This window comes from Mycobacterium heidelbergense, from assembly GCF_050205645.1.
Lineage (GTDB): Bacteria > Actinomycetota > Actinomycetes > Mycobacteriales > Mycobacteriaceae > Mycobacterium > Mycobacterium heidelbergense_A.
Map to the genome: position 1 here is coordinate 23,019 of NZ_JBNMQT010000020.1, position 25,811 is coordinate 48,829.

21 protein-coding genes and 2 pseudogenes are annotated in these 25,811 nt (G+C 63.3%); 6 read left to right on the forward strand and 17 right to left on the reverse strand.

Annotated elements, in window-relative coordinates; all coding sequences use genetic code 11:
• The first annotated feature begins 38 nt into the window (after nucleotides 1–38).
• Entirely contained in the window at nucleotides 39–950 is a 912-nt protein-coding gene (locus ACQI5H_RS20095) for a hypothetical protein (protein WP_427081072.1), read from the forward strand.
• Nucleotides 951–1,145: 195 nt separating this feature from the next.
• Here ACQI5H_RS20095 and ACQI5H_RS20100 read toward each other — a convergent pair whose 3' ends face one another.
• Genes ACQI5H_RS20100 through ACQI5H_RS20120 form a run of 5 tightly spaced genes read right to left on the reverse strand, consistent with a single transcriptional unit; the run spans nucleotide 1,146 to nucleotide 6,939 of the window.
• A complete protein-coding gene (locus tag ACQI5H_RS20100) occupies nucleotides 1,146–2,537 on the reverse strand; it encodes an NAD(P)/FAD-dependent oxidoreductase (protein WP_427081073.1) in 1,392 nt (463 codons plus the stop codon).
• The gene (locus ACQI5H_RS20105) at nucleotides 2,530–4,173 is read right to left on the reverse strand and encodes an amino acid adenylation domain-containing protein (protein WP_427081074.1); all 1,644 of its coding nucleotides are present in this window, start codon (nucleotides 4,171–4,173) and stop codon (nucleotides 2,530–2,532) included. The genes ACQI5H_RS20100 and ACQI5H_RS20105 overlap by 8 nt, the downstream gene beginning before the upstream one ends.
• Nucleotides 4,170–4,448 (reverse strand): acyl carrier protein, encoded by a 279-nt coding sequence (locus ACQI5H_RS20110; protein WP_427081075.1) that lies wholly within the window; start codon nucleotides 4,446–4,448, stop codon nucleotides 4,170–4,172. Before ACQI5H_RS20110 ends, ACQI5H_RS20105 begins: the two co-directional genes overlap by 4 nt.
• A gap of 21 nt (nucleotides 4,449–4,469) precedes the next feature.
• Complete coding sequence (locus ACQI5H_RS20115) at nucleotides 4,470–5,615, reverse strand: acyl-CoA dehydrogenase family protein (protein WP_427081076.1); 1,146 nt, start codon at nucleotides 5,613–5,615, stop codon at nucleotides 4,470–4,472.
• Nucleotides 5,599–6,939 (reverse strand): NAD(P)/FAD-dependent oxidoreductase, encoded by a 1,341-nt coding sequence (locus ACQI5H_RS20120; RefSeq protein ID WP_427081077.1) that lies wholly within the window; start codon nucleotides 6,937–6,939, stop codon nucleotides 5,599–5,601. Before ACQI5H_RS20120 ends, ACQI5H_RS20115 begins: the two co-directional genes overlap by 17 nt.
• A gap of 948 nt (nucleotides 6,940–7,887) precedes the next feature.
• Here ACQI5H_RS20120 and ACQI5H_RS20125 point away from each other — a divergent pair.
• From ACQI5H_RS20125 to ACQI5H_RS20135, 3 genes and pseudogenes are all read left to right on the forward strand, one after another.
• Nucleotides 7,888–9,195, forward strand: a complete 1,308-nt coding sequence (locus tag ACQI5H_RS20125) for an MFS transporter (protein ID WP_427081118.1) — start codon at nucleotides 7,888–7,890, stop codon at nucleotides 9,193–9,195.
• Nucleotides 9,090–9,471, forward strand: a pseudogene (locus ACQI5H_RS20130) (integrase core domain-containing protein); the annotation flags it as partial. The gene ACQI5H_RS20125 and the pseudogene ACQI5H_RS20130, both read left to right, overlap by 106 nt.
• A gap of 52 nt (nucleotides 9,472–9,523) precedes the next feature.
• Nucleotides 9,524–12,196 carry a helix-turn-helix transcriptional regulator gene (locus ACQI5H_RS20135; RefSeq protein ID WP_427081078.1) on the forward strand — a complete coding sequence of 891 codons (2,673 nt, stop codon included), beginning with the start codon at nucleotides 9,524–9,526 and terminating at the stop codon, nucleotides 12,194–12,196.
• Nucleotides 12,197–12,751: 555 nt separating this feature from the next.
• Here ACQI5H_RS20135 and ACQI5H_RS20140 read toward each other — a convergent pair.
• From ACQI5H_RS20140 to ACQI5H_RS20195, 12 genes are all read right to left on the reverse strand, one after another.
• Nucleotides 12,752–13,528, reverse strand: coding sequence for an ESX secretion-associated protein EspG (locus ACQI5H_RS20140; RefSeq protein ID WP_427081079.1), 777 nt, complete (start codon nucleotides 13,526–13,528; stop codon nucleotides 12,752–12,754).
• On the reverse strand, nucleotides 13,525–14,400 hold the full coding sequence (locus ACQI5H_RS20145) for a 3-oxoacyl-[acyl-carrier-protein] synthase III C-terminal domain-containing protein (RefSeq protein WP_427081080.1): 876 nt from the start codon (nucleotides 14,398–14,400) through the stop codon (nucleotides 13,525–13,527). Before ACQI5H_RS20145 ends, ACQI5H_RS20140 begins: the two co-directional genes overlap by 4 nt.
• A gap of 126 nt (nucleotides 14,401–14,526) precedes the next feature.
• Nucleotides 14,527–15,948 carry a hypothetical protein gene (locus ACQI5H_RS20150; RefSeq protein WP_427081081.1) on the reverse strand — a complete coding sequence of 474 codons (1,422 nt, stop codon included), beginning with the start codon at nucleotides 15,946–15,948 and terminating at the stop codon, nucleotides 14,527–14,529.
• A 22-nt stretch (nucleotides 15,949–15,970) separates the two neighbouring features.
• Entirely contained in the window at nucleotides 15,971–16,330 is a 360-nt protein-coding gene (locus ACQI5H_RS20155; RefSeq protein ID WP_427081082.1) for a hypothetical protein, read from the reverse strand.
• A 78-nt stretch (nucleotides 16,331–16,408) separates the two neighbouring features.
• Nucleotides 16,409–16,696, reverse strand: a complete 288-nt coding sequence (locus ACQI5H_RS20160) for a hypothetical protein (protein ID WP_427081083.1) — start codon at nucleotides 16,694–16,696, stop codon at nucleotides 16,409–16,411.
• Between the two features lie 17 nt (nucleotides 16,697–16,713).
• The gene (locus tag ACQI5H_RS20165) at nucleotides 16,714–16,986 is read right to left on the reverse strand and encodes a hypothetical protein (RefSeq protein ID WP_427081084.1); all 273 of its coding nucleotides are present in this window, start codon (nucleotides 16,984–16,986) and stop codon (nucleotides 16,714–16,716) included.
• Between the two features lie 88 nt (nucleotides 16,987–17,074).
• On the reverse strand, nucleotides 17,075–17,881 hold the full coding sequence (locus ACQI5H_RS20170; protein ID WP_427081085.1) for an ESX secretion-associated protein EspG: 807 nt from the start codon (nucleotides 17,879–17,881) through the stop codon (nucleotides 17,075–17,077).
• Complete coding sequence (locus ACQI5H_RS20175) at nucleotides 17,878–18,969, reverse strand: PPE domain-containing protein (protein WP_427081086.1); 1,092 nt, start codon at nucleotides 18,967–18,969, stop codon at nucleotides 17,878–17,880. Before ACQI5H_RS20175 ends, ACQI5H_RS20170 begins: the two co-directional genes overlap by 4 nt.
• 42 nt (nucleotides 18,970–19,011) lie before the next feature.
• Complete coding sequence (locus ACQI5H_RS20180; protein WP_427081087.1) at nucleotides 19,012–19,305, reverse strand: PE family protein; 294 nt, start codon at nucleotides 19,303–19,305, stop codon at nucleotides 19,012–19,014.
• Nucleotides 19,306–19,320: 15 nt separating this feature from the next.
• Complete coding sequence (locus ACQI5H_RS20185; protein WP_427081088.1) at nucleotides 19,321–20,709, reverse strand: hypothetical protein; 1,389 nt, start codon at nucleotides 20,707–20,709, stop codon at nucleotides 19,321–19,323.
• Between the two features lie 1,362 nt (nucleotides 20,710–22,071).
• Entirely contained in the window at nucleotides 22,072–22,422 is a 351-nt protein-coding gene (locus ACQI5H_RS20190) for a YbaB/EbfC family nucleoid-associated protein (RefSeq protein ID WP_427081089.1), read from the reverse strand.
• On the reverse strand, nucleotides 22,419–22,772 hold the full coding sequence (locus tag ACQI5H_RS20195; protein WP_427081090.1) for a hypothetical protein: 354 nt from the start codon (nucleotides 22,770–22,772) through the stop codon (nucleotides 22,419–22,421). Before ACQI5H_RS20195 ends, ACQI5H_RS20190 begins: the two co-directional genes overlap by 4 nt.
• Before the next feature lie 162 nt (nucleotides 22,773–22,934).
• On the opposite strand from ACQI5H_RS20195, the gene eccA reads away from it, so the two are divergent.
• Together eccA and ACQI5H_RS20205 are read left to right on the forward strand one after the other, a co-directional pair.
• On the forward strand, nucleotides 22,935–24,752 hold the full coding sequence (eccA, locus tag ACQI5H_RS20200) for a type VII secretion AAA-ATPase EccA (RefSeq protein ID WP_427081119.1): 1,818 nt from the start codon (nucleotides 22,935–22,937) through the stop codon (nucleotides 24,750–24,752).
• Nucleotides 24,753–24,817: 65 nt separating this feature from the next.
• Nucleotides 24,818–25,792: pseudogene (locus ACQI5H_RS20205) on the forward strand (MinD/ParA family ATP-binding protein); the annotation flags it as partial.
• Nucleotides 25,793–25,811 lie beyond the last annotated feature (19 nt).

Consider the following 25,811-nt stretch of genomic DNA (forward strand, 5'->3'; position numbering starts at 1 on the left):
GGACGTACCCGTTTGTGGGGTTCTCTCGAGGCGGTCATATGGCGATGGGCTGGGTCCCGTTGGGCGACAACGTTCTTGACGGTCTGCATGAGATCGCGACCAGGGGGTGGGACGAGGCTGACCTAGGTCCTGAGAGTGTCGGATCGGCTTTTGGTACCGTCCTGTCCACGGGCGTCGGCGATCTGTTCATCGAAACATTCGACGACTACGGTGTGGATCCCTCGGAACGAATCGGCTATGCCCAGAGCGGCGTGTATGGGCATATGGCATTCTTCAGCGCGTCCGCTGAGGACCGCCCGGACGCGGCCTTCCGGGACGCACGGCAGGATTTCGCTGGTTTCCTCACACTTGACGACGCCTGGTCGCCACTCACCGATGTCCTTCCGGTGCTACCGGAATGGCATCCCTGCGGTGAGGGCGCGCGCTCGCGCGCAGACCTCGCGCGGGAACTGCGGTTGCGGTACGACCCGAGTCCCGGCCGTGATGAATTCCGCGCGATCTGGCGGTACGCCTGTACCGCGATGGTCGGTCGTTTGGGGCAGCCGGCCGATGCCGGTGCCCTGGACACCGCGGGGGATTTTCGGTGCGCGGTGTGGCGTTTCGGTCCACGTGTTGTGACCCTGGTCGAGGAAATCGACAGCTGCGACGAAAGCTACGACTGCGTCACCTTCTACCTGCACAACTGCCCGAACGACCGCCCGACCCCGACTGCAGCGGATCTCGGGCACTTGTATTTGCATTACCCCCGAGATGATGCAGACGAACGCGTCGTCGGTAGCCGGTCGGCAGTGGCTAACTATGTCGATTATGAGCCGAAGAGCGCCGATACAGATGTCAGACAATGGGCTCGACGTGATGGGCATCCGGTCCGCGTCAGTCCGCGGGTTTCCTCGGATATCTCTGACATGGTGAGGAAACAGTTCGGCACGACATACGGCCTGCAACCCTAAGGGGAAGCCACAGCCATACGAGCGTCGCGTCCCCGGTCCGCCGAGTCGCCGGATTAATGTCGCGATCCCACGGGAAACCGGGTATCAAAGCCGACGTACCAATCCTGGGCACGACCCCACAGCCATTCATCGATCGTTGAGTGCGTTCCGCGTTGAATCATCTGCTGTACCAGGAACATAGGAACATCATTCGGCTCAGTGGTTGACCCGTATCCGATCGGATGACGCCGCACTGTCCACGCGTTCGAGCCCGATCCTTGGGGCTGTCACCAGGCGCAGCCCGCTACCGCAGTCGTGAAGTCCTCGCAGGACGGGTCCAGCCGAATCAGGTTCAGCCACAGTGTTGTTGCGATTCAGGCCAGCCCAACCGGGGCTGTAACCGGCATCCTGCAGATCGCTAAGTCCGGAGATAATTCTGGAGAACGGCCCGATTGGTAATCGGTACCGCACTCCGTCACGCACCAGGCGTTGCGCCAGCCAGAAGTAAGTCTCCTTTCCCTGGTATTGCTGATACATCAGCGACACCAGTTTGAGGAGGCGCTGATAGGAACGGCGGTATTGGCGTTCGAAGAACTGTAGCGCCTCGGCCTCGCCGACCACCTCGTCGAGCGTGGCGGTGACGGCGGCCGCGCCGATCAGGGCGCTGAACATCGCCAGATGCGTGCCGGTCGATAACAGTGGATCCAGGAAGCAGGCCGCGTCTCCGATCATGATGTGGCCGGGGCCGGCGAAGCGCCCGGTCGTGTAGGACCAGTCTTGGTCACAGCGAACCGGAGGAAGCAGTCGGCCCTGTTCGACGAGTCCGCACACCGTGTCGGATTCCTGGACGAGGTCGACGAGCATGTGCTCCAGCGTCTTGTACCCTGGCCGGCGCGCACGGAAATTGTCTCGGTGCGTGACGTATCCAACGCTGAACCTGTTGTCGGCCAAGGGAATCACCCAGTACCAGCCGTCGGGGGCCGAGACTGCGTCGAGTCCGCCCTCAGGGGTGCCTGGCAGCGTCGTTGCGCCCTCCCAGTAACCCCAGAGCGCGACGTTGCGGAATACCTCGTGAGCCTGCCGGTCTCGGTAATGCCGGGTGGCCAGCAGAGCGGTGCGACCTGATGCGTCGACCACAAAATCCCCTGATGTCACGGTCGAGGTGGACGCGTCATGGTGTGTCCATTCGATGCCGGTGGCTCGATCACCGTCGAACCGCACACTTTTGACGGCGGCTCCCTCGATGACCTCCACGCCTTGGTCGCGGGCATGCTCCAGCAGCAGTTGATCGAACTGCGACCGTTCGACCTGCCAGGAGTAGACGTGCGGACCAAGGTTGGCTTCCCAATCGACAGCCCAGTCCTCGGCCCCCCACCGGAACAAGCCACCCCGTTTGAGCTGGAAGCCGTGGGCGGCGACCTTCGTTTCGGCGCCAGACAGTTCCAGTATCGCCCGACAAGACGGTGCCAGCGATTCCCCGATGTGGTATCGCGGGAATGTCGCACGCTCGAATAGACGCACTCTTAGGCCGGCGCGGGCCAGCAGAGCCGCCGTGGTGCTGCCCGCTGGTCCGCCCCCGACCACCAGGACCGTTTTGTCGTTACTCACCATGCGTGACCTCCCGTGAAATGTGTCGGACCGACTCCGAATGTGTCGGAGGGTGAGCCAGCAGGTCCTCGAGCAGCGCATGCCGGTCGACCTTCCCGGTAGGCGTCAACGGCAGCTCGTCGTAGAACACGAACCATTCGGGACGCATGTACCGGGGCAATCGGTCTGAGCAGACTCGGGCCAGCCGCCCCGGATCGAGTGGGCTGCAGGTGGCGACGCACGCGGCGAGCCGGTTGGTGATGTCGGGATCGGGGATGGCAACCGCGACTGCGGAAATCACCTCGGGATCGGCGTGCAACGCAGTCTCGATTTCACCGAGTTCAATCCGATAGCCTCGGGTCTTGATCTGGTGATCGCGCCGGGCCAGCAGGTGGTAGTGGCCGTCCGGGGAGCGTCGGACTAGGTCCCCGGTCCGGTAGGCGAGCATGCCCGGCGCGCCGAATGGGACCAGGACGGCCCGGGTCTGTTCTGGGTCATCCCAGTAGCCATGCATGACCGTCGGACCCTGCACGTAGAGCTCGCCGATCTCGCCAGCAGCGGCGAGTGTGCCGTTGTCGGTGACCGCGTACGTTTCCACGCCGGGGATTGGCCGTCCGATCGGGATCGGTTCGGTCTGATGATCGGGCAGCGGGGGAACGTCATACCAGGTGCACACGTTGGTCTCAGTGGGGCCGTATAGATTCGCGAACCGGGCATGCGGGATCAGGCTCATCAGCAGGCGCAGTCGTGGAGTCGGGAAGACCTCGCCGGCGAACAGCACCGTTCGCAGCGCGCGTATGTCCCGCTCGGCTAGGCCGCCGCGCAATGCCAGCGCATTGAGAGCCGAGGGCACCCAGTAGCACACGGTGATGCGTGAGGCCTCCAGGAATGTACCCAGCTGCCATGGGAATACGGTGGTCGATCGCGGCACCAGCACTGTGGTCGCTGTGGCATCCGCGGCGGCGAAAAGGTCGAAGGTCGACAAGTCGAAGTGCAATGGCGCGTGAGCGGCCACGCGATCACCTGGGTGAAGGTCGAATTCCCGTGCGGCCCAGTGAGTGAAAGCTACGGCGCTGCCGTGGGTGAGAGCGACTCCTTTGGGTTCGCCGGTGGATCCGGAGGTATAGAAGATGTAGGCCAGGTCGTCGCGATGCGGCCGGCAAGGTGGGCCAATTGGTTGTGTTTGCAGCGCCGCGCGACCGTAGATGCGCGATGACCGAGCATCGATTCCATCGATGTGATCGGCATCGGATACCACCACAGCCGGTATAGCGAGTTCTATGGATCGCGAACCGGCCCAACGCGATAGCGTGGACGTGACCGCCATCGCTGCGCTGGGCGCACAGTTGCGGACGATCTGCTCGATCCGTTGCCCGGGTGCGTGTGGGTCAAGCGGGACATAGCACGCGCCGGCAGCGAGGATGCCGTAGATGCCGACGACGGCATCGACGGACTTGGGAACGTCCAGGACAACACGGTCGCCCGGCCGGACGCCCACCGCGGTGAGCAAGTGGGCGAGCTGGAATGAGCGTGCCGCCAGCTCCGCGTAGCTCACCGAATCGGTCCCGTGGCAAAGCGCGATCTGGTTGGGGTTGCGCTCGGCGCTCCGTTGCAGCGCCTCAAGGAGTGTGCGGCACTGAATTCCCGTGGCGCTCACCGCGATCCGATATCCGCGCGGCTGGCGATCTTGCGTCGCACGTAGTCGGTGATCGCCGCGATGGTGTGAAAGTTGTCGTAGACGACGTCGATGTCATTGACCTCAAACTCGTACTCGGCCTGCAGGAAACCGGCGAGTTCGATCACCCGCAGCGAGTCCAGGAGCCCGCTGTCGATGAGCTCGGTGTCGTCGGCGAGCTCGTCCGGCCGCGTCGGGTCACCTTCCCAGGCCAATTGAGCGCCTATGAAATCGCGCACCCTGTCCTCGATTCGCATGTGCCGCAGTTCCTTTCGTGCCTACAGCCCTAGCAGGCGGGCCGCGAGGTTGTGTTGGATATCCGAGGTCCCCGAGTAGATCCGGCTACCGATGGCATCGCGCAGATCACGCTCGATCTCGGAGTCGGTGGTGTAGCCGTAGCCGCCGTGGACGGTGATCGCATCCAGACCCGACTGAACGAACGATTCGCTGATGTGCAGCTTCGCCAGGCACGATTGCAGGGGAGCCGGCGCCCCCCGCTCGATTGACCAGCCGAGTTGATAGAGCAGCAGCCGCGCGGTTTCCAGCCGCAACCGCATCTGAACCACGCGGTGCGCTACGGCCTGGAACTTACCGATCGGCTGTCCATACTGCCGTCGGCTGCGGGCATATGCAACGCAGCGTTCCAGATCGCGACGCATCGTGCCCACCGCCGCGGCCTGGATGAAGGCTCGTTCGGTGCGCATGATGGCGTCGAAGATGGCCATGCCGGCGCCTTCACGGCCCAGCAGGCCGTCGGCCGGCACGACGCAGTCCTCAAAGAACACCTCAGCAATCGGTACCGTTCGCAAGCCCATCGTGTTGATTGGCCGGCCCACTCGCAGGCCCGGGTTGTCGGCGTCGACGAGAAACGCGCACACGCCGGCGAAGCCGGTCGCGCGGTCGGTGGTCGCGAAGACCACGAATGCTCCGGCAACCGGGGCATTGGTGACAAACGTCTTGGTGCCGTTGAGAATCCACTGCTCGCCTGTGGGAGTGGCGGTGGTGGCCAGGGAGAAAACGTCCGACCCTGCTTCGGGTTCGGTGGCGGCATGGGCGAGGATCAACGACCCGTCACAGCACCGCGGCAGATACCGTCGTCTCTGCTCCAGGCTGCCGTAGCGGATGATCGGCGTCACGCCAGCCCACAGGTGTGCGTTGAGGGCGAAGATTAGTCCATTGTCTCGGCAGGCGTAGCCCAGGGCCTCCAGCGCCGCGATGGCGGTGATCGCGTCCGCGCCGCCGCCGCCGTAGGCCTCGGGCACGATCAGGCCGGTCAGGCCGAGCTGCGCGCAGATCCGCCAGGCATCGGCCGAGAAGACACCCGCGGCGTCTCGATCGGCGAGATCGTCGTTGAGCGCTTGGGCGGCGACAGTCTCCACCGTCTGGGCGAACAAGCGCTGCTCGTCGCTAAGCGCGAAATCCATTGCCGCCGCATGTGGCTGAGCCGACCGGCGCGCCGAGCAAGCGGCCGGGGCGGAACAGGTGATTGGGGGTGGCATGCACCCGATCGCGGGATGCGCGCAGCACGTCGATCAGGCTGCGTGCCCGATCAAGAGAGTCGGGGGCGTAGGGGTTGCCCTGCAGCACACCAACGACCCGCTTTCGAGTTGCCGGGTTGACCGCGTAGAAGGTGAACAAGTTCCGCAGCTCATAGAAAAGCGCAATCAGGTCGTACCACACGTCGATGCCGCCCGTCACCCGATGCTCGTATGCCGGCAGCAACGTGGCTTCGTCGCCACCACGAAGGCAGGCATCGACAGCCTCGAAGGCATACAGCGCGGAGAACACCGCGACATCGACGCCGGTGGAGAAGATGGGATCCACGAAACGCAGGGCATCGCCGAGCAGCAGCCAGCCAGGACCCGTCAGCTTGTTGATCTTATAGGAGTAGTCGGCCTGGATCCGGTAGGGGCGGATTGACTGGGCATCGCGCAGATTGTGCCGCAGGCTGTTGTTTCGGGCCATCATGCTGACGAAGAACTGTTGCCGATCCTGCCCGGCCCCGGCGAAGTCGACCTTGTCTGTCACCACACCCACCGAGGTGATGCCATTACGCAGCGGAATCTGCCATACCCACGACCGTTCCAGATCCAGGAAATGCAATAGGATCATGCCCTCGGTTCCCGGTGGGTGAGGCGCGACACCGGTGAACCATGAATAGACAGCGAACTGGTTGAACGCGGGATCCTTACGCTTGAGACCCAATTGACTTGCCAGCACACAGCGCCGGCCCGACGCGTCCACCACGAACCGGGCACGCAGATCCCGCTGCCAACCGTCGGCCACCGTCGCCCGGACGCCCACCGCCCGGCCGTTCTCGAAGTGCACGCGAGTTACTCGCACCCCCTGCAAGACGGTGGCACCCTGCTCGTGTGCGTGACGCAAAAGCAGTGCGTCGAAGGCGTCGCGTTCGACGTTGTAGGTGTAGTGCGGGGGCGGACAGTCCGGGCAGGGCGCCTCATTCAGGCGGATCGCGAGATGTCTGCCGATCGGGGCCCGGGGTGCGGTCCAGGCCGCGCCCGGCTTGTGGATGAAACCGGCCTCCTCGATCTTGTTCCGGAATCCGATCCGCTGCCACACGATATTGGCTGCCGGGGTCAGTGACTCACCGACGTGCTCTCGCGGATGAATATCGCGTTCGAAAACCATGACGCGCCAGCCCGACCCGGCCAGAAGGCAGGCCAGGACGGACCCGGCGGGTCCGCCACCGATAACAATGATGTCGTAGTCAAACGCCGGACTGTCCATGTGAGGCGCTCCTTCCGGATTGAGAAGCTCATTCAGTTCCCGGCGCCTCAGCAGCGAGCCGTCGACCCGCTTCGGGCATACCGGTGAACTCGAGTCGACGGCGGGTTCGGGTCAGAGCGTGTGGCTACACACATGGCGCGGCAGGATCACCTGGCGTTTTGCCACTTGCGCTGGCCGCAGCCAACGCTCGCGGCCTGTCGAACCCAGACCCCAATCGGTTCAAACCGTTTCGCATCCGTAGTGCCACCGCCAATACGCCTCACAGCCGATACGCGGTGTATCCTATACGGCTAGGGTTCGGCGCGGAAGGCCCAGTGATCCCGCGCCGTCGGCTTTTGCTCGACCCGCCCGGTGATCAGGTGCGGTGGCGATGCGGCTGGTGAGGAGGTCTCGTGTGGCGCATTGGGCCCAAGGCGTGTCGGATGGCGCCGCGTGCGGATGCGCGGGACGCCAAGATTGCACCGGGACGACTTCGGTCGCAAATGACCCGGGCGCGATGGTTCTCGATGCCGATCCGCACGAGGGTCCTAGCGATCAGACCTGTTGTTGCCATGACGATTTCGCGCCAGGCCGGTCTTGATGCGAGACTTCGCGCGGATCCGTTCACAGACAAGACCGGCCGGCGGCGTTTCATACCAACACAAGCTGGCCTTCTGGTTTGGGGTGACGATAACGACCATCGGTGTGTCGCTTCAGCTGCCCGACTTCTATGCGAGCCGCGATATGCACTATCGAATGGCAGGAATGCCAGTGAGCGTCAGTATGGGTGTTGGAATGGCGCTGCTGTTCATCGGCGTAGGTGTTACCGCCTATGGCCTTGTTCCGGGGGGTCGGTCGAAACGACCGCCATTGCCGGCTTTCAGCATTGGCTCGCTCGATAGCGCTCGCTTACGGCCAGCGCATGTCGCGCTGCTGCTAGCGCTTGGGGCCGCCGTCACGATCGACGTTATGAAGCCAGTTTCATTGGCATTTGTGGCGCCGGGCGCCGCCGCCGAGTACGGGCTTCGTGGGCCGCTGAATCCGACGTCTGATGCGTTGTCGATCGCGCTGTATCCGTTGTCAGGGATCACGGGCACGATGATCGGTTCTCTCATTTGGGGATGGATGGGTGACCGGATAGGCCGGCGCGCATCGATTTTGCTGGCCGCCATCATCTTCATCGCCACATCGACTTGCGCGACGATGCCGGAATATTGGATGAATCTCGTCACCTGCTTTGTCATGGGTCTCGGTGCGGGCGGCATGCTTCCGATCGCGTTCGCATTGTTGTGCGAGACCATGCCCAGAAAGCATCGGGGATGGATGCTGGTACTCGTCGGCAGCGACATAGCCGGTGCGTACATCATCGTGAGTTGGTTGGCATCCACTTGGGCGTCGCCGGACAAATTCGGTTGGCGGTTCCTTTGGCTGATAAGCCTGCCAACGGGCCTGCTCCTTTTGGTCCTCAACCGATGGATCCCGGAGTCGCCACGATTTCTGTTACATCAGGGCCGAGAGTCCGAGGCCCGTGGGGTCATGGCTCGATATGGTGCGGTTGTTGAATCCGGTCCCGTCGACCAGATGCGGGAAGTCGTTCCGGCTGGCGCGAGCGAGTTTCTCGCCGCACCTTTACTGGGTCTGTCTGCAGCGATAGTTCTGCTCGGCCTGAGTATCGGCATGACTCAATACGGGTTTCAGCAGTGGATGCCATCGAATCTGCAACGCCTCGGTTTATCTGCGGTAAATGCAAGTTCGACACTGAGGGATGCTGCGATCATCGGATTTCCGTTCAGCCTACCGGTCGGCCTGATGTATGGCCTGTGGAGCAGTAAGAAGACCGTGCTGTTGCTGGTTGCTCTGATGGGCGCGTCGTTGGCAGTCTTCGCGATGTTTGGTGATCAGGTTGCGAGCAACCGCGTGCTGTTGCATATCTTGCTCGTTGTACCCGTATGGGGCATCAATGTTTTCAACGCAGTCCTTGCCGCCTACACGGCCGAGGTGTATCCGACGGCAATACGCGCCCGCGGTAGCGGGATCTCTGCAGGTGCAACCAAAGCGGGCGGGGTAGTTGTTTTGGCGCTGGCCGCTGCGGCCGTTGCCGCACCATCGATCCGCGCGACCGCCGCCCTCAGTGTCGTGCCGATGATGCTTGCCGTTGTCGTGCTCATGAAGTTTGGGCCGGAGACCAAGAACACGCGTCTCGAATGGACCACCGAGAGCGCAATCGGCGTCCGAGGCCCGGTGCCGTCGAGCGCAGTATCACCGGCGAGCACCTGATCTCCGAGCTCGACCGTCTGGCCAGCCAACGCGGCACGTATCCAGCGGTGGCCGACGGACAGGTCGGCCTGCACTTCATCCCGCCCGGCGAAACGGCTACGTCGAATCGTTCAACTCACGCATCCGCGACCAATGCCTCAACATCAACAGCTTCTGCTCACTGGCCCAGGCCCGTGCGGTCACCAGCGACTGGAAACACGAATACAACCACCGCCGGCACTCGTCACTGGGCTACCAGCCCCCAGGCCCTACGCTGCCACCGGTACCCACCAATGAACGACTCTCGTTCGCCGTGGACCAGTTCACCGGGGCCGGTCACTCTGGTCTCATGACCGGCCCCTCCTATGGCAGGGCAGGACTGGATGGGTACCTGGGGGTATCGTCTGTAGCCGTGCCTAGGGCGGAACCCGCCGCCTTGTCGCCTATTCCGGAAGGGTTTGTCGGTCGTCGGCGGGAGTTGGATCGGGTTGGCGCGTTGCTGATGGGGCCGGCCCGGTTGGTGACGTTGATCGGGCCCGGGGGGATCGGAAAGACCCGACTAGCCGAGGAGGCCGCGCGTCGGTTGCATAGGGCGCGGCACACACCGGTGTTTGCGGTGCGGCTGGCGCAGCTGGCCAGGGGCTCGGATGCGGCGGCGGTGCGGGAGGCGGTCGCCGCCGATGTGCTCGTTGGGGGGTTTGTTGGTGCCTCGGCGTGGGATGGTGCGGTGCAGACGTTGTCCCAAGTGGATGGGGCTGGTCGTGCCGTGGACACGGTGCTGGTGGTGGATAACTGTGAGCACGTGCTGGCCGGCGCGGGGCAGGTGATCGCCGATCTGCTGGATGCGGTGGCGGGGTTGACGATTTTGGCGACCAGCCGCGAACCAGTGGGGTGGGTCGACGAGCAGTTGGTCACGGTGCCGCCGTTGTCTGGCGACCAGTCGGTGGAGTTGTTTCGGCAGCGCGCTGCGCTGGTGGGCCATGCGATTACCGAGCCCGATCAGGTCGGATTGGCCCAGCAGATCTGTCGACGCATGCATGGGCATCCGTTGTGTATCCGGCTGGCGGCAGCGCGGATGCTTTATGAGCCGTTGTCGACGATCCTCAAGCAGCTCAGTGGTGAATCCGACGATGCGCGGATGCGGTGGCGGCACGGGCCGCGGGCAGGGGCGGAGGGTCGTCATCGCAGCATCACCGATGTGATCGCGTGGTCGTATGAGTTGTGCAGCGACAAGCAGCGGTTGCTGTTTGACCGGTTGTCGGTATTCGCCCCGGGGCATGATACTAACCCCGAAGACCTCGACACGGTTGTAGCCGATGTGGGCGCCGAATTGGAAGCCATCGAGGCCGTGTGTGCCGATGACGTGTCGATCCCGGGTTGCGATGCTGCGGCGCGCGATGCGGAGGGAGATCAAGCCGCTTTTCGTCTGGCCCGCGCGGAAATTCGTGAGCTGCTGGAGCGACTGGTGGAACAGTCGTTGGTGTCGATCCATATCAGCGCCTACGCGGTGCGCTACTCGTTGTTGGAAAGTCTTCGCCTTTTCGCTTCCGAGCGGCTGGCCGAGCGCTCCACCGAGGCGGTCGACGAGCCGGCTCGGTTGGCGCGCCGGCATTACTACCACTACCGCGACAAGGCTCTGCATGCTCAAGCCGAATGGTTCGGTACGGCCGAACAGGAGCTGCTGACCTGGGCAATGGGGGCGTGGCCGAATATTCGGCGCGCCATCGACGCCAGCTTGGCGGCTAGGGAGCCGGTCGTGGCGCTGCAAATCTGTGTTGGCCTGCTATCGCTTCGCGCTCCGTTCTACATCGGTTCCCTAGCGGAGATCCGCGGCCGAATTGAGCAGGCCCTGGCAACCACGCAAGCTTCGCAAAAAGAGCCGGCTGAATTTCAGCTTGCTGCGCTGGCCCTGACGGCTTGGCTGGCCCTGGTTCAGGGGTGTCCTCAGGACGCCGAAGAGCTTTTGGACCGCTGTGTTGCGTCGTGCAATACCAAGTCCCCCCTCGGGGAGCGCTGGCGCGACGAGCCAGAAACCGATGTCGGGTTGCCCGCTGTGGTCGACTACGCCTGGGGTGCCGAGCTGTTGCTGGCGCGCCGGGATCCGCGTGCAATCGCTGTGTTTGCTCGTGCCCGCGAGAAGTTTCACGAGCAAGCAGACCGTGGCGGCGAGGCGATGAGTGAGATGTTCGAGGCGATGGCAGCCGGATTTTTCGGGCCAGCGAAGGAGGCGATGGCCATCAGTCAGCGTCATCTCGAGCGGACAACCGCGGCCGGCGCAAAGTGGGCTGCCACGTGGGCCCAGATGATGTTGGCGCTCGCGCTGATCAAAAGCGGCGATGCAGAAGCGGCGTTGGAGTTGGTTCGCGCCGCGCTGACCTATCAGGTGCCCATGGGAGATCAATGGGGCACGACTTGGTCGATTCACGTTCGCATATGGGCGTTAGCCCGATTGGTCGCCGACCAGATGGCGGCCGGAAACGCCGGTCGCAGCATGCTGGTCAAGTCGGCGATCGAGATTGCTTACGTCGCCGGAGGCCTGAAGAGTCAGCGGGCCCGGGTGGGCGTGCTCATTGAGAATATGGGTCCGTTCGCCGACGAAACGAGCGCTGCTGAGAAGGTCGCGCGTGAGGTACTCGGACGTGAAACCTACGCCGATCTCGAAAAGCGGGGATCGCGATTGTCTCCCGGCTGGGTGGAGTTACAGCGAGTTGCGCTGGGCGCGTTGGCGATAGACGTATCGTCTGGCAACCATCGCGCCGCCGAGGGCAGATCGAGTTGGGCAACCTTGTCGAAGGCCGAGCACGAAGTCGCCGTCCTCGCAGCGGCGGGCTGGCCCAACAGCGCCATCGGAGTGCGCCGAGGGACCTCGACCAAGACCGTCGATGCGCAAATGTCGTCAATATTTCAAAAACTGACGATCAACTCACGCGAGGATATCGTCCGTTTTGTTCCACGGGAGCTCCGCCGCCGCATTTCACAGGAACGCTCCCATCTTCCGCGCCACGGCCGGGACAAACCATGATCCGTTCCGACGTAGGCTCAGTATCCTTGCCTCTTAACGGGTTGGGTAGTCGGGCTGATGGTCTGCTCCTCAGTGTTGACATGCTCGTAGTTGATGGGCTCGAGCTCAATACGCGATGTTCGCGACAAACGCATCTGGGCCTGGCGACCAAATCAGCGCGTTTGCTTCTACAACATTTCTTGCTGGTGTCGGGTCGGGGGCGCCGTTGATCAGGATGTTTGGTCGTCCTTGACAACCACCGGGTATCGCCAGCACCGCCTGGGTCGGCGGTTAGCAAGACTACGAAAACTGTTGGTACTGGCGGGCCCTCGGTACCCCGGTGAGGACCGTCGATATCTGTGTCAGACGTGATGGCCTGACCCCGTAACGTCATCGTCGCAGCCGGGTACGACAAGTTTCGGCTGTCGATCCGCGCCGGGGATGGGTCGTCATCTGCTCACCGGCACAGCCTGATTGGCCGTCTTCGCGATGAGCACCTTGGCCACCCGAGCAGCCCGGGCACCCGGGTTTCTCTGGACGCAAGCTCAGGCGTGGCCAACACCCGCACAGGATCTGCTATCCGCTACGAAACTGGCGGAGGGCCTTGACATCTTCGGATATCAGCCGATCGATTCGTTCAGCCAAAGCCGATGGAGTCACCGGTCTCGCCACACTGAAATCAGGCGTGTAGAGGTATTCGCCATCATCCTTGATCCGTACCCAGACACCGTAGTTCTTAGCGCGATCGAGTCCCCACCGGCGGGTCGGACGCCAATGGGATTGCACCGTCGCGAAAGCCGTCACCTGCGCACGCGGCACGCTGGCGGCGCTCGGTTCACCCTCAAGCGTTTCCTGCAGGGTGACGTCTTCGGACGCGGCAGAATTGTCGCAGCTACCAGCGTACTCGGGGATGACGATTCCCGAGTGGCGCCCGGGTTTGTCCAACTCCGCCGCGCCGGCGACCGCCGGCCCCAGCAGGTAGGGGGAGAGCTCGTAGACGTCGATGACGTCGTCGTCGGGTTTTTGCTTAGCCAGGAATCCCGTCTGGTCGAGCCGGCAGGCAACGACGCGGACGTTGGGGGTGTCCGCGGGAATGTACTGGACCTGGCATTCGACGCGGATGTCGGCGTAGGCATAAGCTCCGGCGCACTGCTGAAACATCGCCAGGTCTCCGTGATTAAAGCGCTCCGGCACCGATTGTGCATACTCTACATATTCGTGCTCCCACGTGAACCTTGTCGGCTGCGTGAACATAAACGGATAAGGCAGGAAGTCGCGGCCGTAAGACTTGCTGATGATGTCGAGGTCGAGCAGGCTGATGCTGCCCACCATCTGAAGCTCTGCGGTGTTCACGCTGCGGTTCTGACAACGCCGTCGGCGGACACGACGGGTGGGCGGATGATGCGCAGCACCACCGCTGTGGCGCTGAGTTGATATTCGGCCGCAAGCAGTAAAACGATCGAATCCGCTTGCAATTCGCCGGATTCGGCAAGTTGGACCAGGCCGGCCACCTGGGTGCTCACGCCGAGGTAGCCATGGTCGAGGTTGCTCTGGTGCAGCGATTCTTCCCAAGGCAGGCCGACGGCCTTGGCAACGGATCGGTATGGTTCGCCGCTGGTCGAATCATGCGGTACGAAGTGGGTCACATATTGGGGGCTGAGGTTGGCCGCGGTGAGCGCGGTGATTACTGCGCGGGCCAGCATGTGGAACGAATCGCGGTTCGCATCCGGCGTCCGGGAACCGACGGCACGTGAATAGGCAGCCCGAAAGTCATCGCGACCGGCGTGCTCCCAGTAGGCTTCGCGGGTACGCCACAGACTCGACTGGTCGGGGCAGCTTGCGGTGGCCGTAGCCAGTATCTTTGCGAACCCGGCGCGCGGCGAGATGACCGTGGCATGAGCGACATCGGAAAATGGTTCGCCACCAACGGATCTGGAGGTGGCGAAGCGATCGTCCCAGGACCAGTTGTCGCCGCCGGTGCAGATCACCGTGCTGCCTGAGGCCGCCATCAGGTCCGCGATCGCCCATGAGGTGAGTCCGCCGGCGCAGTACTGCCGAAGCTCAAACGCGGTGCCGTGGCCTCCGACAATCCCGTCTTGGATGTGGTGATGCACCGGCCAGCCCGCGGTGCCCTGGTAGCCGGATCCGCAATGGATGACCCACCCGATGTCGGATGGTTCTGCGGTGCCGGCAGCTAGTGTTGCCCTGCCGACGTGTATCGCCATTTCTGCGGGGGAGTCGTTGGGGCGCTCGCAGACCGCGCGCCAGCCCGGTGCGGACGCTACCTCGTCCGGTCTGGTCGGCCGGGACGCGGGTAGTAACAGACCGACGGACTCGACGAAGGCCACTGGCTAGGTTGCCTCTTGCTTGGCAGGTTCTGTGCGGGCCGGCTCGCCGAGGACGGGTACCACTGCCTCGGCCTCACCGATGAGTAGCTCGCCATTCTTTTTGCGCCGCAAGGCTTTGCTGGGCTGGTGTGCGCCGCCGGGGCCGCCTTGGTGACCCGCCCCGGGCGCGCCGGCGCCGGGCGCACCCATGGCGCCGGCGCCCGCTGCCCCGCTGAGTCCCGCGCGCGAGCCGGCCGCCATGACAGGGGCGGACTTGTTGACCGCCGCGGTTGACGGTGCTCCCGCGGATTTGCTGGGTGGCACACCGCGCAGTCCAGCGCCGCCGCCCCCTGCGCCACCTCCAGGCTTGAGACCCTTGAGCGCGCCCTCTGCCGGCAATTTGGGCAAGGCGCCGAGTGCGCCGCCGGGGTTGCCCCGCTGTGCCATGTTCGCGAGCTGACCGAGTGACTGTAGCGGGGAGGCGAGGTTCTGCGCCGGGCCGGCAAGAGCATTGAGGCCATCCAGGCCCGACTGGGCCGAAGTCGGCGTAGCCGTTGCACCGGAAAGATCCGTCGGCAGCTGTGAAGAGGCCAGACTTTCTTGTGGGGTCGAAAAGTTGGCCAGGTCAGCAAGCTTGGATGTCCCAAACGACCCCGCCGCGCCACCTCCAGCGCCAAAGCCCGTCGGGGTGGCGCCAAAGTTCGTTGGGGTGCCGTCAAAGCCCGTCCGGTTGCCGCCGAAGTCCGTGGTGCTGTTAACCGTGGGTTGGGACCCGAAATTGAAGTCGGGATTGTTCTTGGCAATATCGCTGATCTTGGGTTGATAAACTGTCGTCATCACCTTTTGTGCAAAACTGTCATATTGGCGCTTATAGTCGCTCCATCGTTCGGAGTTTTTTGACGACTCATAGCCGGCCGCGTTTGAGACAATCTCATTTTTGGTGGTACCGATAATCCTGGAGAAACTGCCGGCCAGCGTGCCGAGATTGGCTGCGGTCGACGACATCTTGTCGAGTATGTCAAATGATGCGGAAATGTTTTTCCATACGGCGTCGTGGGTTTTGCCTATCCACGCATCTGCACCTGAATCCGCCGAGGCCCATTGCGTCTGGAAATCGTCTTTGGCCGAGGCGATCCCTTGTGCTACCTCATTCCAGCCCCCGGGTATATCGCCCGCCGGGTCGTCGGCTGCCCAGGCAAGGTTGTTATAGGCTACCGCAAACGTAACCTGACTCAAGGGCTCAAATGCTAGATCTTTGGGCTTTTTGCCATCGGTGGACTTTGTCAGAAGATCGAGTTCCGGTGTATTCGCCGGGGCAGGATCCGTAACGGTCATCGGGTCATCGGAGGGAAACCAGTCAGCGGAAGGATTCGGCTGGAAATTCGGAGAGACGTCGTTTCGCGGCGTCGGCGTGGGGTATTCGCTGATATTTGCATCACCGCACACAACTAATCCTCTTCTGGCTGGCTCAATGGCTCTGGTCTTGGGCGATCTGTCGCTTGCAGGCAGCATTGACCGCGTTCTCGGCCTCGTGCAGGTGGGAAATGCAGTCGTCCATGTGCGCGACCCAGGTCGCGGTGTTGTCTTTCTGGTGAGCCATCGTGTTCTGTGCCGAGACGAAGCCCCCAACGGCCTGGTAGTGGACGAGCCCGGCCGCTTTGTCGCGTAGGTCGCTTAGGTGTTGGCGGTACGTCCTTATTGCGTCGGTGTAGGTTTTGCGCGCGCCCTCCGATATCTGCAGGTCTTTGCCCGCGCCGAACTGGGTGAGCTGCTGCATTTGGGTAGTCAAATTTCCGGCCGACAGGTCGGTGTTCGACGGCGTAGTCATGGCATTTCCTTTCGATGTAGCCCGCTGATGCCGTGGGTCCGGGCTCGCCAAAACGGCGAGCCCGGACCCGGGCGATGCTCAGAAGCCGCCGGCCAGGCGGGCGTCGAGCGCTGCGGTGTCGATCTGCTGCTGGACGCCTTGGCCCTGGACGCTCACCATGTCCAGGATGAGCTGGTCCAGCTGCTGCGAGATCTGCTGGTGGGCAGCATGCAGCGCGGCCGCAGCGTCACCGGTGTAGACGTCGTCCAGGCTGGCGAACACCTTGGCGACGTCCCCGCGCAATTGCTCCGCATCGTTGAGGGCCCGCTTTATCTGATCGAGTCCGTCGTAGATTGCGCCGTACTGGTGGCGGATGGTGTCAGTCACTTTTGTTTTCCTTTCTACTAAGCGTCGTGGTTGACGAGGGTAAGCATGTTTTGCTTGCCGGTTTCGGCGACATGAGTCAGTCGATTGACGATGGCGTTGAATTCGTCGGTGTATTGCCCCATTTTCTGTCCGAACTGGGTGGCCTGGTTGCCCAGCCACGCGCCCGACGTCATTTGGGTAGTAATGTCCTGCATGTCCCTTGCAAGCGTGTGAGCGTTATTCATCGCGTCATCGACTTGCTGGATTTTCACCTGCGCTTGCGCGAAAGTCAGACTGGTAACACCACTCATTTTGGTCTGTTCTCCTTTGTTTTGGTTAACACCGGGAAATGGTCGAAACCTTGTCGGTCTCGTAGTCAGTTAGCCGTACTCGAGGGATCTATGCCTCCTCCCATCGTTCGGTCGATAGCTCGATGAGCTGGCCGATGGCCTGAGCAATCGTGTGGTCGGATCCCGCCTTGAGGGTGGTCCACAGCTCCCCGCTGGGAGAGGCGGTCGGGCCCGCGACGATGCGCCCCCGTTTGGTGTAGAACACCGCGACCGCAGCAGGACACCGCGAAATGCGGTCCTCGTCACGGGCCAGCGCGTTGTACACGACTTCGGCGAACGCCAGGCGCGACGATAACGCCGAGCCCAGCAGCATCGCCGCACGTCGCTCGGTGCCCAGGGCATGGATTCGGCCCGCCAGCTGCGGACCTTCGCCACCATCGTCGAGGCATTCGGTCATCGCGTCTAACGGGGCACCGACGGGTTCGATGGGCGCCGGCGGCATCGGGGGCAGCTCACCCAAAAGGGCTTGTATCGCGTCACTTAACTCGGCGCCATGCACACGCATCGAGAACTTGTTGCCGTCTCGGCGGGCGAGCAGCCCCTTGGAGTTTTGCCGCACCACCGAGACTCGTGTGAGGCCCACGGGTGCGACCACGCGCATCGCCAGTTCACGATCGGGGCGATGCAACGCGCGGACCTGGGAAGCCAAATCGGGGTCCACCACGCCATCGGTGATCAAACCACGCGCTGTTAGGGCCCGGGTGGCTTGATCGATCGCGACGCCCAGCGAATCGGTGCGGCTGTGGCGTGGCCGCACATCGAGCACGGTAGGGAATTCTCCGACACCGGTTCGCGACGCGACGACTTGCAACTCGTCGTCGGAGAGCACACGTTGCGAGGTCAATGCGGCGCTCATCGGCGGGCCTCTGCGTCGGCGCCAATCACCGGTGGCGACACCCAGCCATCGGAGACTTGCTCGAGCGTGCGCGCCGGTTCCTCGGCGAACGCGGCTGGCTCGGGTTCGGGGGGAGTGGCTAGCTCGTCAAAGATGGCTGAGTTTGGGCCCCAGCTGACGCTGGACACGCTGAACTGGGAATCGTGGTGGGTGGTGGGCAACCAGGACTGTGTCACGTCTGATAGCCCGGCGCCCTGTTCACCGCCACCTTCTAGGGTCCCGGCCGGCCGCGTCGACTCGTACTCGCGGCTGTCGTCGCCGCGGCCATATGCGCCCATCGGCGCGTAGCCCCCGGCGCCCATGCCGCCCACGCCGCCCACGCCGCCGCCCGCCTGGCCCCGGGCAAAAGCGATGCGTTGCACGGCTTTTGCGTCGGCGCCGGATTTGACGTCGGGAGCGGTCCAGGCCGAGAGCGGCATCGGGGGCGGGGTCGCGGGCAAAGATGCCGCGCCGGCTCCCCCCTGGCCGGCGTCGGCGGCCGCGTCTGTGCCCGCCGCTGATGCACCCTTGGTCGCGGCATCGGCCACGGGCTGATCCCATGGCTGGGCCAGTGCGCTCACCGCTTCTTCGTATTGGCGCATCACCGTTGCCGCGTTGGCGTGATGGGTTCGGGCTGCCTCATCGAATTCGGCGAAGTTGCCGTTGAGGATTGCGCCGTTGTAGGCGGCCAGGGAGGCCATCATGTCTTGGGCGTCCTTGGCGGCCACCGCCTCGGAGACGCTTGGCATGGCAAGTACCGCTTCGGTATTGGCCACCGCGGCTTCCTCGGCGCGCTGGCCGTTGGTCGCCGCGGCGAGGCTCATGTCTTGCAGCCACTTGCGGAATCCTTCGAGTTTGCGCATTGCCGCATCGGAAGTTGCGCTCTTCCAACCGGTTTGGAGCTTGTCGACCAACTTGTCGTAGTCGGCGGCCACGGCGGCGAACTCGTTGGCAACCCGCACCCAGGCGGCGCCTGCCCCGCCCACCGAAGCGGGACCAGGGCCCTCGGTGAGGTCGCGCGCCAGCTGGGCAGTGCTGCGTGACTCCCACACAACATTAGTGAAACCCATGCCCAGCCTTTCGTCCCATCGCCGCAGTCTGGCCCGATGGGGCTAGACCGCTTGCCCTTCGTCGGCGGCGACGAGCTTGCCGATGTTGGCCTGCAGGGTCGTGGAGAGCTCCCGGAGTTGCTGCTGTCCCTGATCCGATGACTTACCGAACGCCTCGTGCACCTGGTTCAATGTCGCGGCGACTCGCTGGGAGACCTCGTCGCGGCCGGGCGCGTCTACCGTGAGGTTGAGCGCCTCGGCGTCCATTACTTGTTTGACGCGGTCGGCAAGGACGGCCAGTTGGCCGTTCGCATCGCTGACCTCGCCGGGCCTGATTGACAGTTCGCCGTGGTCCATGTCTTGCTCCTTTTCTCAGATTCGCAATTCGATATCGGGTGTGTCGTTGGGATCGATCTCACCGATTACCGGCGGGGGTACGGTGCTACTGCCCCCGACGAGCTTTCCGCCTTGGTCACTTGTGTGCAGATACGACGCCGCCGTATGTGCGCCGCCGTTGTTGGCGCCCTGGCCGGCACCGGCGAAGGGTGCGCCCATCATCCCGCCCCCGCCGGCGGCCATGGCGCCCATTGGGGCGCGGGCCGAGCCGGCTGCCATCGCCGTGGTCGTCGCCTCTGGAGCCGTCGGCGCCGTGGGTGCTGTGAAGCGCGACACGAGTGTGCCGGAAGCAGCGGGCCCGCCGCCCCCGCCGGGGGAGACCGGGCCGGCACCCCCGCCGGCCTTGCCCGGCACCGCGGCGCCGCCGGCTGGCGACTTGTGGTCCTTCTCGGTGTCGTCGACAAGGGCCGCGGACTGGGCGCCTGCCGATGCGGAGTTTCCGGCCATGCTGGCAGCGCTCATGGCAGGCGAGATGCCTGCGCTGGCGAGACTCATCAGTGGGGAAAGCGCGCTCATCCCGCTCGTCGATCCGAGCATCGAGGACAATGGGCTCGCCGCCCCGGCCATCGATGAACCCAGCGTGGGGGCGGAAGTGAGCGCGACGGGAGCACCGATCGCCGTGACGGCGCCGGCATGGCCGGCCAGGGACGTTTGCAGCTCGGTCATGACCCGGCCCCCCTGCGTGACCGCCTGAGATGCGGCCGCGAAGAGCTTGGCCAATGCCCACGGCATAGTAAAAGGATTGATGAGGCTGGGCAGCAGCGCCATGAATGTCGCCCAGTACTCGTTAATGATCGCGATCAGTTGCGCTTGCCCCTGCGCGACGTCGGCCACCGCGGTCGACAAGGTACTACTGAGACCGCTCGCTTGTGTTGCCACGTCGGCGCCATTAGCCAGTGCAGCACCCGTTTTGGCGATCGCCGCCGCGCCGGATACACCCTGCCAGCCCGGTTGCACGGCACTCAAAGCTTGCTGCACCGGGCCGGCGATGCCGTTGAAGGCGTGGGAGATCCCATCGAGCGCGCTCGTGGGATTCATACCGGAAAATTGGCCGTTTCCGAGGGTGCCGAGAGCATTGACGACGGGGCTGATCAGTGCTGCGGGATCAAACGGGTGGCCGGCCCCGCCGGGGTTTGTCGCCGCGGCCGGGTTTGCCAGTGCTGCCGGGGACGACGATGCGTTCGTTGCCGCACTGGGCGGGTGGTGCAATCCCAATTTCTCGAGAATTTGCTGTGTGGGCATAGCCAGGTAGTCGCCCAGCCTGGTGTCGCCCGCGGTGATGGTTGCTGTCGCGTCAAACCCGGGACTCGATGCCGCCACGTGGGCTGCCGCGTCTGCCTGGATGGGCACCGGAGAAACTGTCATCTGCGGCGTCCGTTGTTTGCTGCGGCGGCCGGCAACGAGGTGAGCGTGCCCTTAAAACTCGCCGCACCGGGACCCGCAGCTGCGGCCGTGTTGCCGTCCGAAACTGCCTGCGTGGCTCTAAGAACCGCTAAGCAGACTGCGCTCAACTGTGGCACCTCCCCTGGACAAACTCTTCGTGGTTGCGACGATACGCACTGTATCACGATGATACGCAGTGTATCCGTGGATGCCTTCTCTCGCTAGTGCTACAGGCCGCAGAATTTAGCGCTTGTACAACAGGGCGTGGTTCGCATGCAAACTGACCGGGTCGTCACCGTGGATCCAGTCGACCAGTCCCTGGCGCATCTGACGACGATCGACCGCTCACCGAACATCGTGAGTGGCCAATGCCATCTCACGTTGACATCGCGATCTCGCTGTGACGAGCATGGATCTGTGGGTATCGAATCCCGGCGGCCGCAACTGCTGGAGGAGTAACGCAGGTGGCTCATCGAGCACAATGGTGAACCTCTGAATTCAGTCGTCAAGAGTCAGATAGTTGCCGTCAGTGGAAGGCAACCTGGACCCGTGGTGGGCTGGGGCGTCGAAGGACTGAACATCTGAGCTCACCGATGACGCTGTCGACTGGATCGAGACGACGGCATACGACCGAGTAGCCCGCGATCTGATCGAGCACATAAAAGCAGAACTCAGGCAGCCGATTCCACACCTCGAGGTCGAGATAATGGCGCCCAGCCTTGGGTCAGTGAACGTTTTCGTCCGGTCAAGTGGATTCGTTGGAATCGATTGCGACGCTTGCGTTTTCCTCCCCATTGGTCAATGCCTCGGAGATAGGCTTGACACCGCGCTTGGCCAGTTCCACCTCAAACTGGCCAAGCTCTTGTCGCAAGAGTCCGGTGCGGCGACGGTCGAAACCGCTTCGTGGTTGCTAGGCGTTACCGGCAGGCGAGGAACCCGTTTCTAGGAAGGATATCCAGATTGCCGAGGTTGGCTTCGAACTCTGGCTGCAGAAGTGAAGCTTCAGAATAGCCCGAACTTTCTCGCGAGGTTGGGGCGGTCCCTGGTGCCGGACATCCCCTACCGATTGTGCGAGCCGTTTCCTACTTCCGCTACTGGCGCCACCAAACCGCGCCCGAGGTAGCGGCGGCGCGAGCGCAAGGATTACTCCTGGACGCGCCAGGCTGAAACTCGCTCAACCCATGGCAGGTCCCCGCGAGCCCCTCTTCTCTAAGAGGTGATACTCCCTGTATCGTGAGACGCGAATGTATCCATGGGAGCGTCCTCTGGCAAGTTTCACTTGCTGGGCCAGGATGTCGCGCCGTACAACGTGTGGGGTGGTCCGGCTTGCGAGCAGAATTGCCGCTAACGACTTGTGGTTGTGGTGCCGTCCCCACCGGTCGACGGTTTCTCATCCAGCGCGCTCATTCGGCGGTTGAACTCCGCGACCAGGAAATTCTGGCGATCGGCGCATACGCGGGCCGCCGCCTCGGCGGTGTCGATGATCAACTTCGCAAGCACCTTCGGCCCCAGCTTGAGCGCTGTCGGGCGCAACCGCAGTCCCGTCATTGCGCCCAGACCGTCGGCTTCGACGCTGACCGACCCGTCGCGGCTCGTCACCACGGCGGAAATGGAATGGCAGTGCTCATCCAACGCCTGCAGCAGGTCGCGCTCCTTGAGCATGCGGGCGATTACCGAGTCGGCCAAACCGCTCATCGCGATGACATCCACGTGTCGGGTGGCCTCTCGTCGTCTCCTCGGGCTGCAGTCTCGGCCTCGGCCAGTTCTTCCTCGGTGGCCAAGTTCAGCCCACGAATCACCGCTGGGCTGAAACCGCGCTCCTTCAGGTCGCGCCGATGCGCGACCTGGAGGCGCAACGCGGACAACTGGCACAGGGACAGGATTTCGCGCGCGAGATCGTCGGGCGCGCGTGACATCTCCGTGGCGCCGATCTTCAGCTGCATCGGCAGGCCACGCTCGGTGGTTATCACCGAGATGTCAGCTCTGCGGGAGACAACCGGTTGCGGCGTGACCGGTTCTGTCGCAGGCGTGGGTCGTTGGCTCACGTGGTTCTCCTCAGCCGATGTCGGGTCCTACTTTACTTTCCACGGCCGCGCGCAGGGGTACGTCGATGGTCCTGTTGGCGGTCGGCGACTGCCGTTGTGTGCAGGTTATCCGTTGTACTCGGCTTCAGTCCGAGCTGCTAATCATAGATGGAGAACACGCCGATGACTGGCACTAGGGATGCACAGCGCTTCTTCGATGCGGGTGTGCTTTCGCTTGGGATACCGCTGGACGGGATAGAGACGAATCGCGACGTGCAGTATGCGGCGCAGGCGTTTCGGCATGCCACCGAGTGCGACCCAAACATGTGTGATGCCTGGCTGGGGCGCGCCGCTGCGGGGGAGACCACCAGCGAAGTGATTTACCATCTCTACCGGACGAGCGATTCGCTGTTCCGCGAGCAGCGCCGGCTGGGGTTGCCCGCGCGCGCTCTCGCTGGCCGGTTCCAGACGGGTCTCTACCTGGATTACGCCCTTGCCGACATGACCGAGATTTGGCTCGCGTACGCGGCGAGCATGATTGAGGGGCAAGATTACGACGAGGCCGAACGAGTTCTGGACGAACTGGGTAAGAGGCGTGCGGCCATGCCGGGTCGTGATGTGCACTCCTCGGAAATCTGCGCATATATCCGGGGCGTGTTGCACTTCACCACGCAGCGTTGGCCCGATGTGTTGACCGCACTGGCGAATTCGGCGTCGTTCGCCGACGAGTACATCACGGCGGGGGCGAATCTCATGGTGGGGTCGGCTTGCGCGCAGATGGGCTTGTTCACTGAAGGCCTGCGCCGGCTCGACCAGGCAATTGAGGGTCCGATCCCCGCCGCACGTCATGCTGCGGAGTTCTGCAAGGGGCTCACGTTGCGTGAGATGGGCAACGAAGCGGAGGCGCGGGCCATCTTCGAGCGGATCTACAGCGAGGAGCCGGCGTTCGAGGCCAACGCCGCTGCCCTGCATGACCCGAAGTACCGGTTGATTGTCACCACCAAAGAGATGATCGATTCGCGCACCGACAAGTGGGACCCGGCCACCGCGCACGGCGACGCGGAGACCGAAGACGAGGTCCTCACCGATCGCGGCAACGAGTACCTGCGTAAAGCGCAGCAGGAGTTGGATCGCCAAATTGGCCTGGCCGATGTCAAGTTGCAGGTGAGCAAGCTTCGGTCCACGGCAACGTTGGCCAAGGTGCGCAGCGGCAAGGGGCTTAGCACTGCGGCGCGCAGCCTGCATTTGGCATTCACCGGACCACCGGGGACGGGCAAGACCACCATCGCGCGGGTCGTGGCTCAGATCTATTGTGGGTTGGGGCTTTTGAAGACACCAGCGGTCGTTGAGGCCAAACGCCAGGACTTTGTCGGACAGCATCTGGGTAGTACAGCCATCAAAACCACAGCACTGATCGATCAGGCAATGGATGGGGTGCTGTTCATCGATGAGGCCTACACACTGATCCAGACCGGCCTGTCCGGTGGCGACGCGTTCGGCCGGGAAGCGGTAGACACACTGCTGGCCCGGATGGAAAGTGACCGCGATCGGCTGGTGGTGATCATTGCGGGATATGACGCGGAAATCGACCGGTTTCTGGCCTCCAACGAGGGCCTGGCCTCCCGGTTCACCAGGCGTATCCGGTTCGCTTCCTATACACCCGCCGAACTAGGTGACATTGGCCGACTCATTGCCAGAACACGGGATTCGGAGCTGACCCAGGCCGCCTACGACGAACTCGTTTCGACGTGCACCGCTCTGTACGAGGCCGAATCCATCGGGCCGGGCGGCAAGGCTCGCAGAAGTATCGATCTGGCTGGCAACGGCCGCTTTGTGCGTAACGTGATCGAGGCGGCCGAGGAGGAACGCGAATACCGATTAAGCCAAAGTTACGGCACTGACTTGGAAGGACTCGACGAGCAGCAACTAATGCAGATCGACCTGGCCGACATGAAAGCGGCCCTGGACGGTGTCGCGGGAGCGCTGAGTTTGAGCACATGACAACCATCCCAACTCCGCTATATCAATCCATCGCAACACTTTTGAGCCAGGGGGTGCCGTAGATGCCCGAACGGCAGACCGGTGGGCCGCTGCCCACCAACGATGAACTCGGCTTGATCCGTCACCGACCAGCACCGCAGCAGGGCTGGCGAAGGCTGATTTACCGCGCGAGTGGGGGAATGGTCAACCCGAGAGAATCGCAACGAGAAATCTTTGAGAAGGCCCTAATCGAGCGGATCAACCAGCCCGTTTATGGCGATTACAGTATCGCGGTGTTGTCGATGAAGGGCGGCGTCGGCAAGACCACTGTCACCGTGGGCCTGGGGGTTACGTTCGCTGCGCTGCGTGGAGATCGGGTGATCGCGTTCGATGCCAATCCCGATTTCGGTACCCTCTCGCAGCGGGGGCCCAACGAAACCCGCTCGACTGTCCGAGATCTGCTATCGGACAACAACATCTCACGCTACTCAGACATTCGTCGGCATACGTCCCAGGGTTCGAGCCGACTCGAGATTCTGGCTTCTGAACGCGATCCGGCTGTATCAGAAGGGTTTTCAGAAGCCGAGTACCGCACGGCGCTGTACATGCTGCAGCGCTTCTACAACATCATCTTGACCGATTGTGGTACCGGGCTGGTGCATTCGACGATGGAGGGCATCCTGGATGAGGCCGATGCGCTGGTCGTCGTGGCGGCGCCCGCGGCCGACGCGGCGCGCAGCGGTCTGGCGACCTTGGACTGGCTGAAACACCACGGCTACTCCCACCTGGTATCCGACGCGGTCATCGTGGTCAATTCCGCGCGGCCCGGGCCTATGCCCGTCGATATCGATAAGTTCGCGGGCATTTTTCTTTCCCATGTACGTGCGGTTCATTGCATCCCCTTCGACCGTCACCTGGCCGAAGGTGCCGAAGTCTCGCTGGACTTGATGAACCGCAAAACCCGCCACGCTTTTATGGGGTTAGCTTCGACGATCACGGACGGATTCGGACAGCGGGCGCCCCGCCCCATCGGACAGCCCGATCGTCGTCGCCTGCGATAGCCCACATCGTCGGGCGCCG

Excerpts from the sequence above, each read along its gene's own strand:
- eccA (WP_427081119.1), top strand. The coding sequence starts at position 22,935 with ATGACTGGCACTAGGGATGCACAGCGCTTCTTCGATGCGGGTGTGCTT.
- ACQI5H_RS20165 (WP_427081084.1), bottom strand. The coding sequence starts at position 16,986 with ATGAGTGGTGTTACCAGTCTGACTTTCGCGCAAGCGCAGGTGAAAATC.
- ACQI5H_RS20180 (WP_427081087.1), bottom strand. The coding sequence starts at position 19,305 with ATGGACCACGGCGAACTGTCAATCAGGCCCGGCGAGGTCAGCGATGCG.
- ACQI5H_RS20110 (WP_427081075.1), bottom strand. The coding sequence starts at position 4,448 with ATGCGAATCGAGGACAGGGTGCGCGATTTCATAGGCGCTCAATTGGCC.
- ACQI5H_RS20175 (WP_427081086.1), bottom strand. The coding sequence starts at position 18,969 with ATGGGTTTCACTAATGTTGTGTGGGAGTCACGCAGCACTGCCCAGCTG.
- ACQI5H_RS20145 (WP_427081080.1), bottom strand. The coding sequence starts at position 14,400 with ATGGCGATACACGTCGGCAGGGCAACACTAGCTGCCGGCACCGCAGAA.
- ACQI5H_RS20185 (WP_427081088.1), bottom strand. The coding sequence starts at position 20,709 with ATGACAGTTTCTCCGGTGCCCATCCAGGCAGACGCGGCAGCCCACGTG.
- ACQI5H_RS20190 (WP_427081089.1), bottom strand. The coding sequence starts at position 22,422 with ATGAGCGGTTTGGCCGACTCGGTAATCGCCCGCATGCTCAAGGAGCGC.
- ACQI5H_RS20135 (WP_427081078.1), top strand. The coding sequence starts at position 9,524 with ATGACCGGCCCCTCCTATGGCAGGGCAGGACTGGATGGGTACCTGGGG.
- ACQI5H_RS20115 (WP_427081076.1), bottom strand. The coding sequence starts at position 5,615 with ATGGATTTCGCGCTTAGCGACGAGCAGCGCTTGTTCGCCCAGACGGTG.
- ACQI5H_RS20125 (WP_427081118.1), top strand. The coding sequence starts at position 7,888 with ATGAAGCCAGTTTCATTGGCATTTGTGGCGCCGGGCGCCGCCGCCGAG.
- ACQI5H_RS20170 (WP_427081085.1), bottom strand. The coding sequence starts at position 17,881 with ATGAGCGCCGCATTGACCTCGCAACGTGTGCTCTCCGACGACGAGTTG.
- ACQI5H_RS20095 (WP_427081072.1), top strand. The coding sequence starts at position 39 with ATGGCGATGGGCTGGGTCCCGTTGGGCGACAACGTTCTTGACGGTCTG.
- ACQI5H_RS20120 (WP_427081077.1), bottom strand. The coding sequence starts at position 6,939 with ATGGACAGTCCGGCGTTTGACTACGACATCATTGTTATCGGTGGCGGA.
- ACQI5H_RS20155 (WP_427081082.1), bottom strand. The coding sequence starts at position 16,330 with ATGACTACGCCGTCGAACACCGACCTGTCGGCCGGAAATTTGACTACC.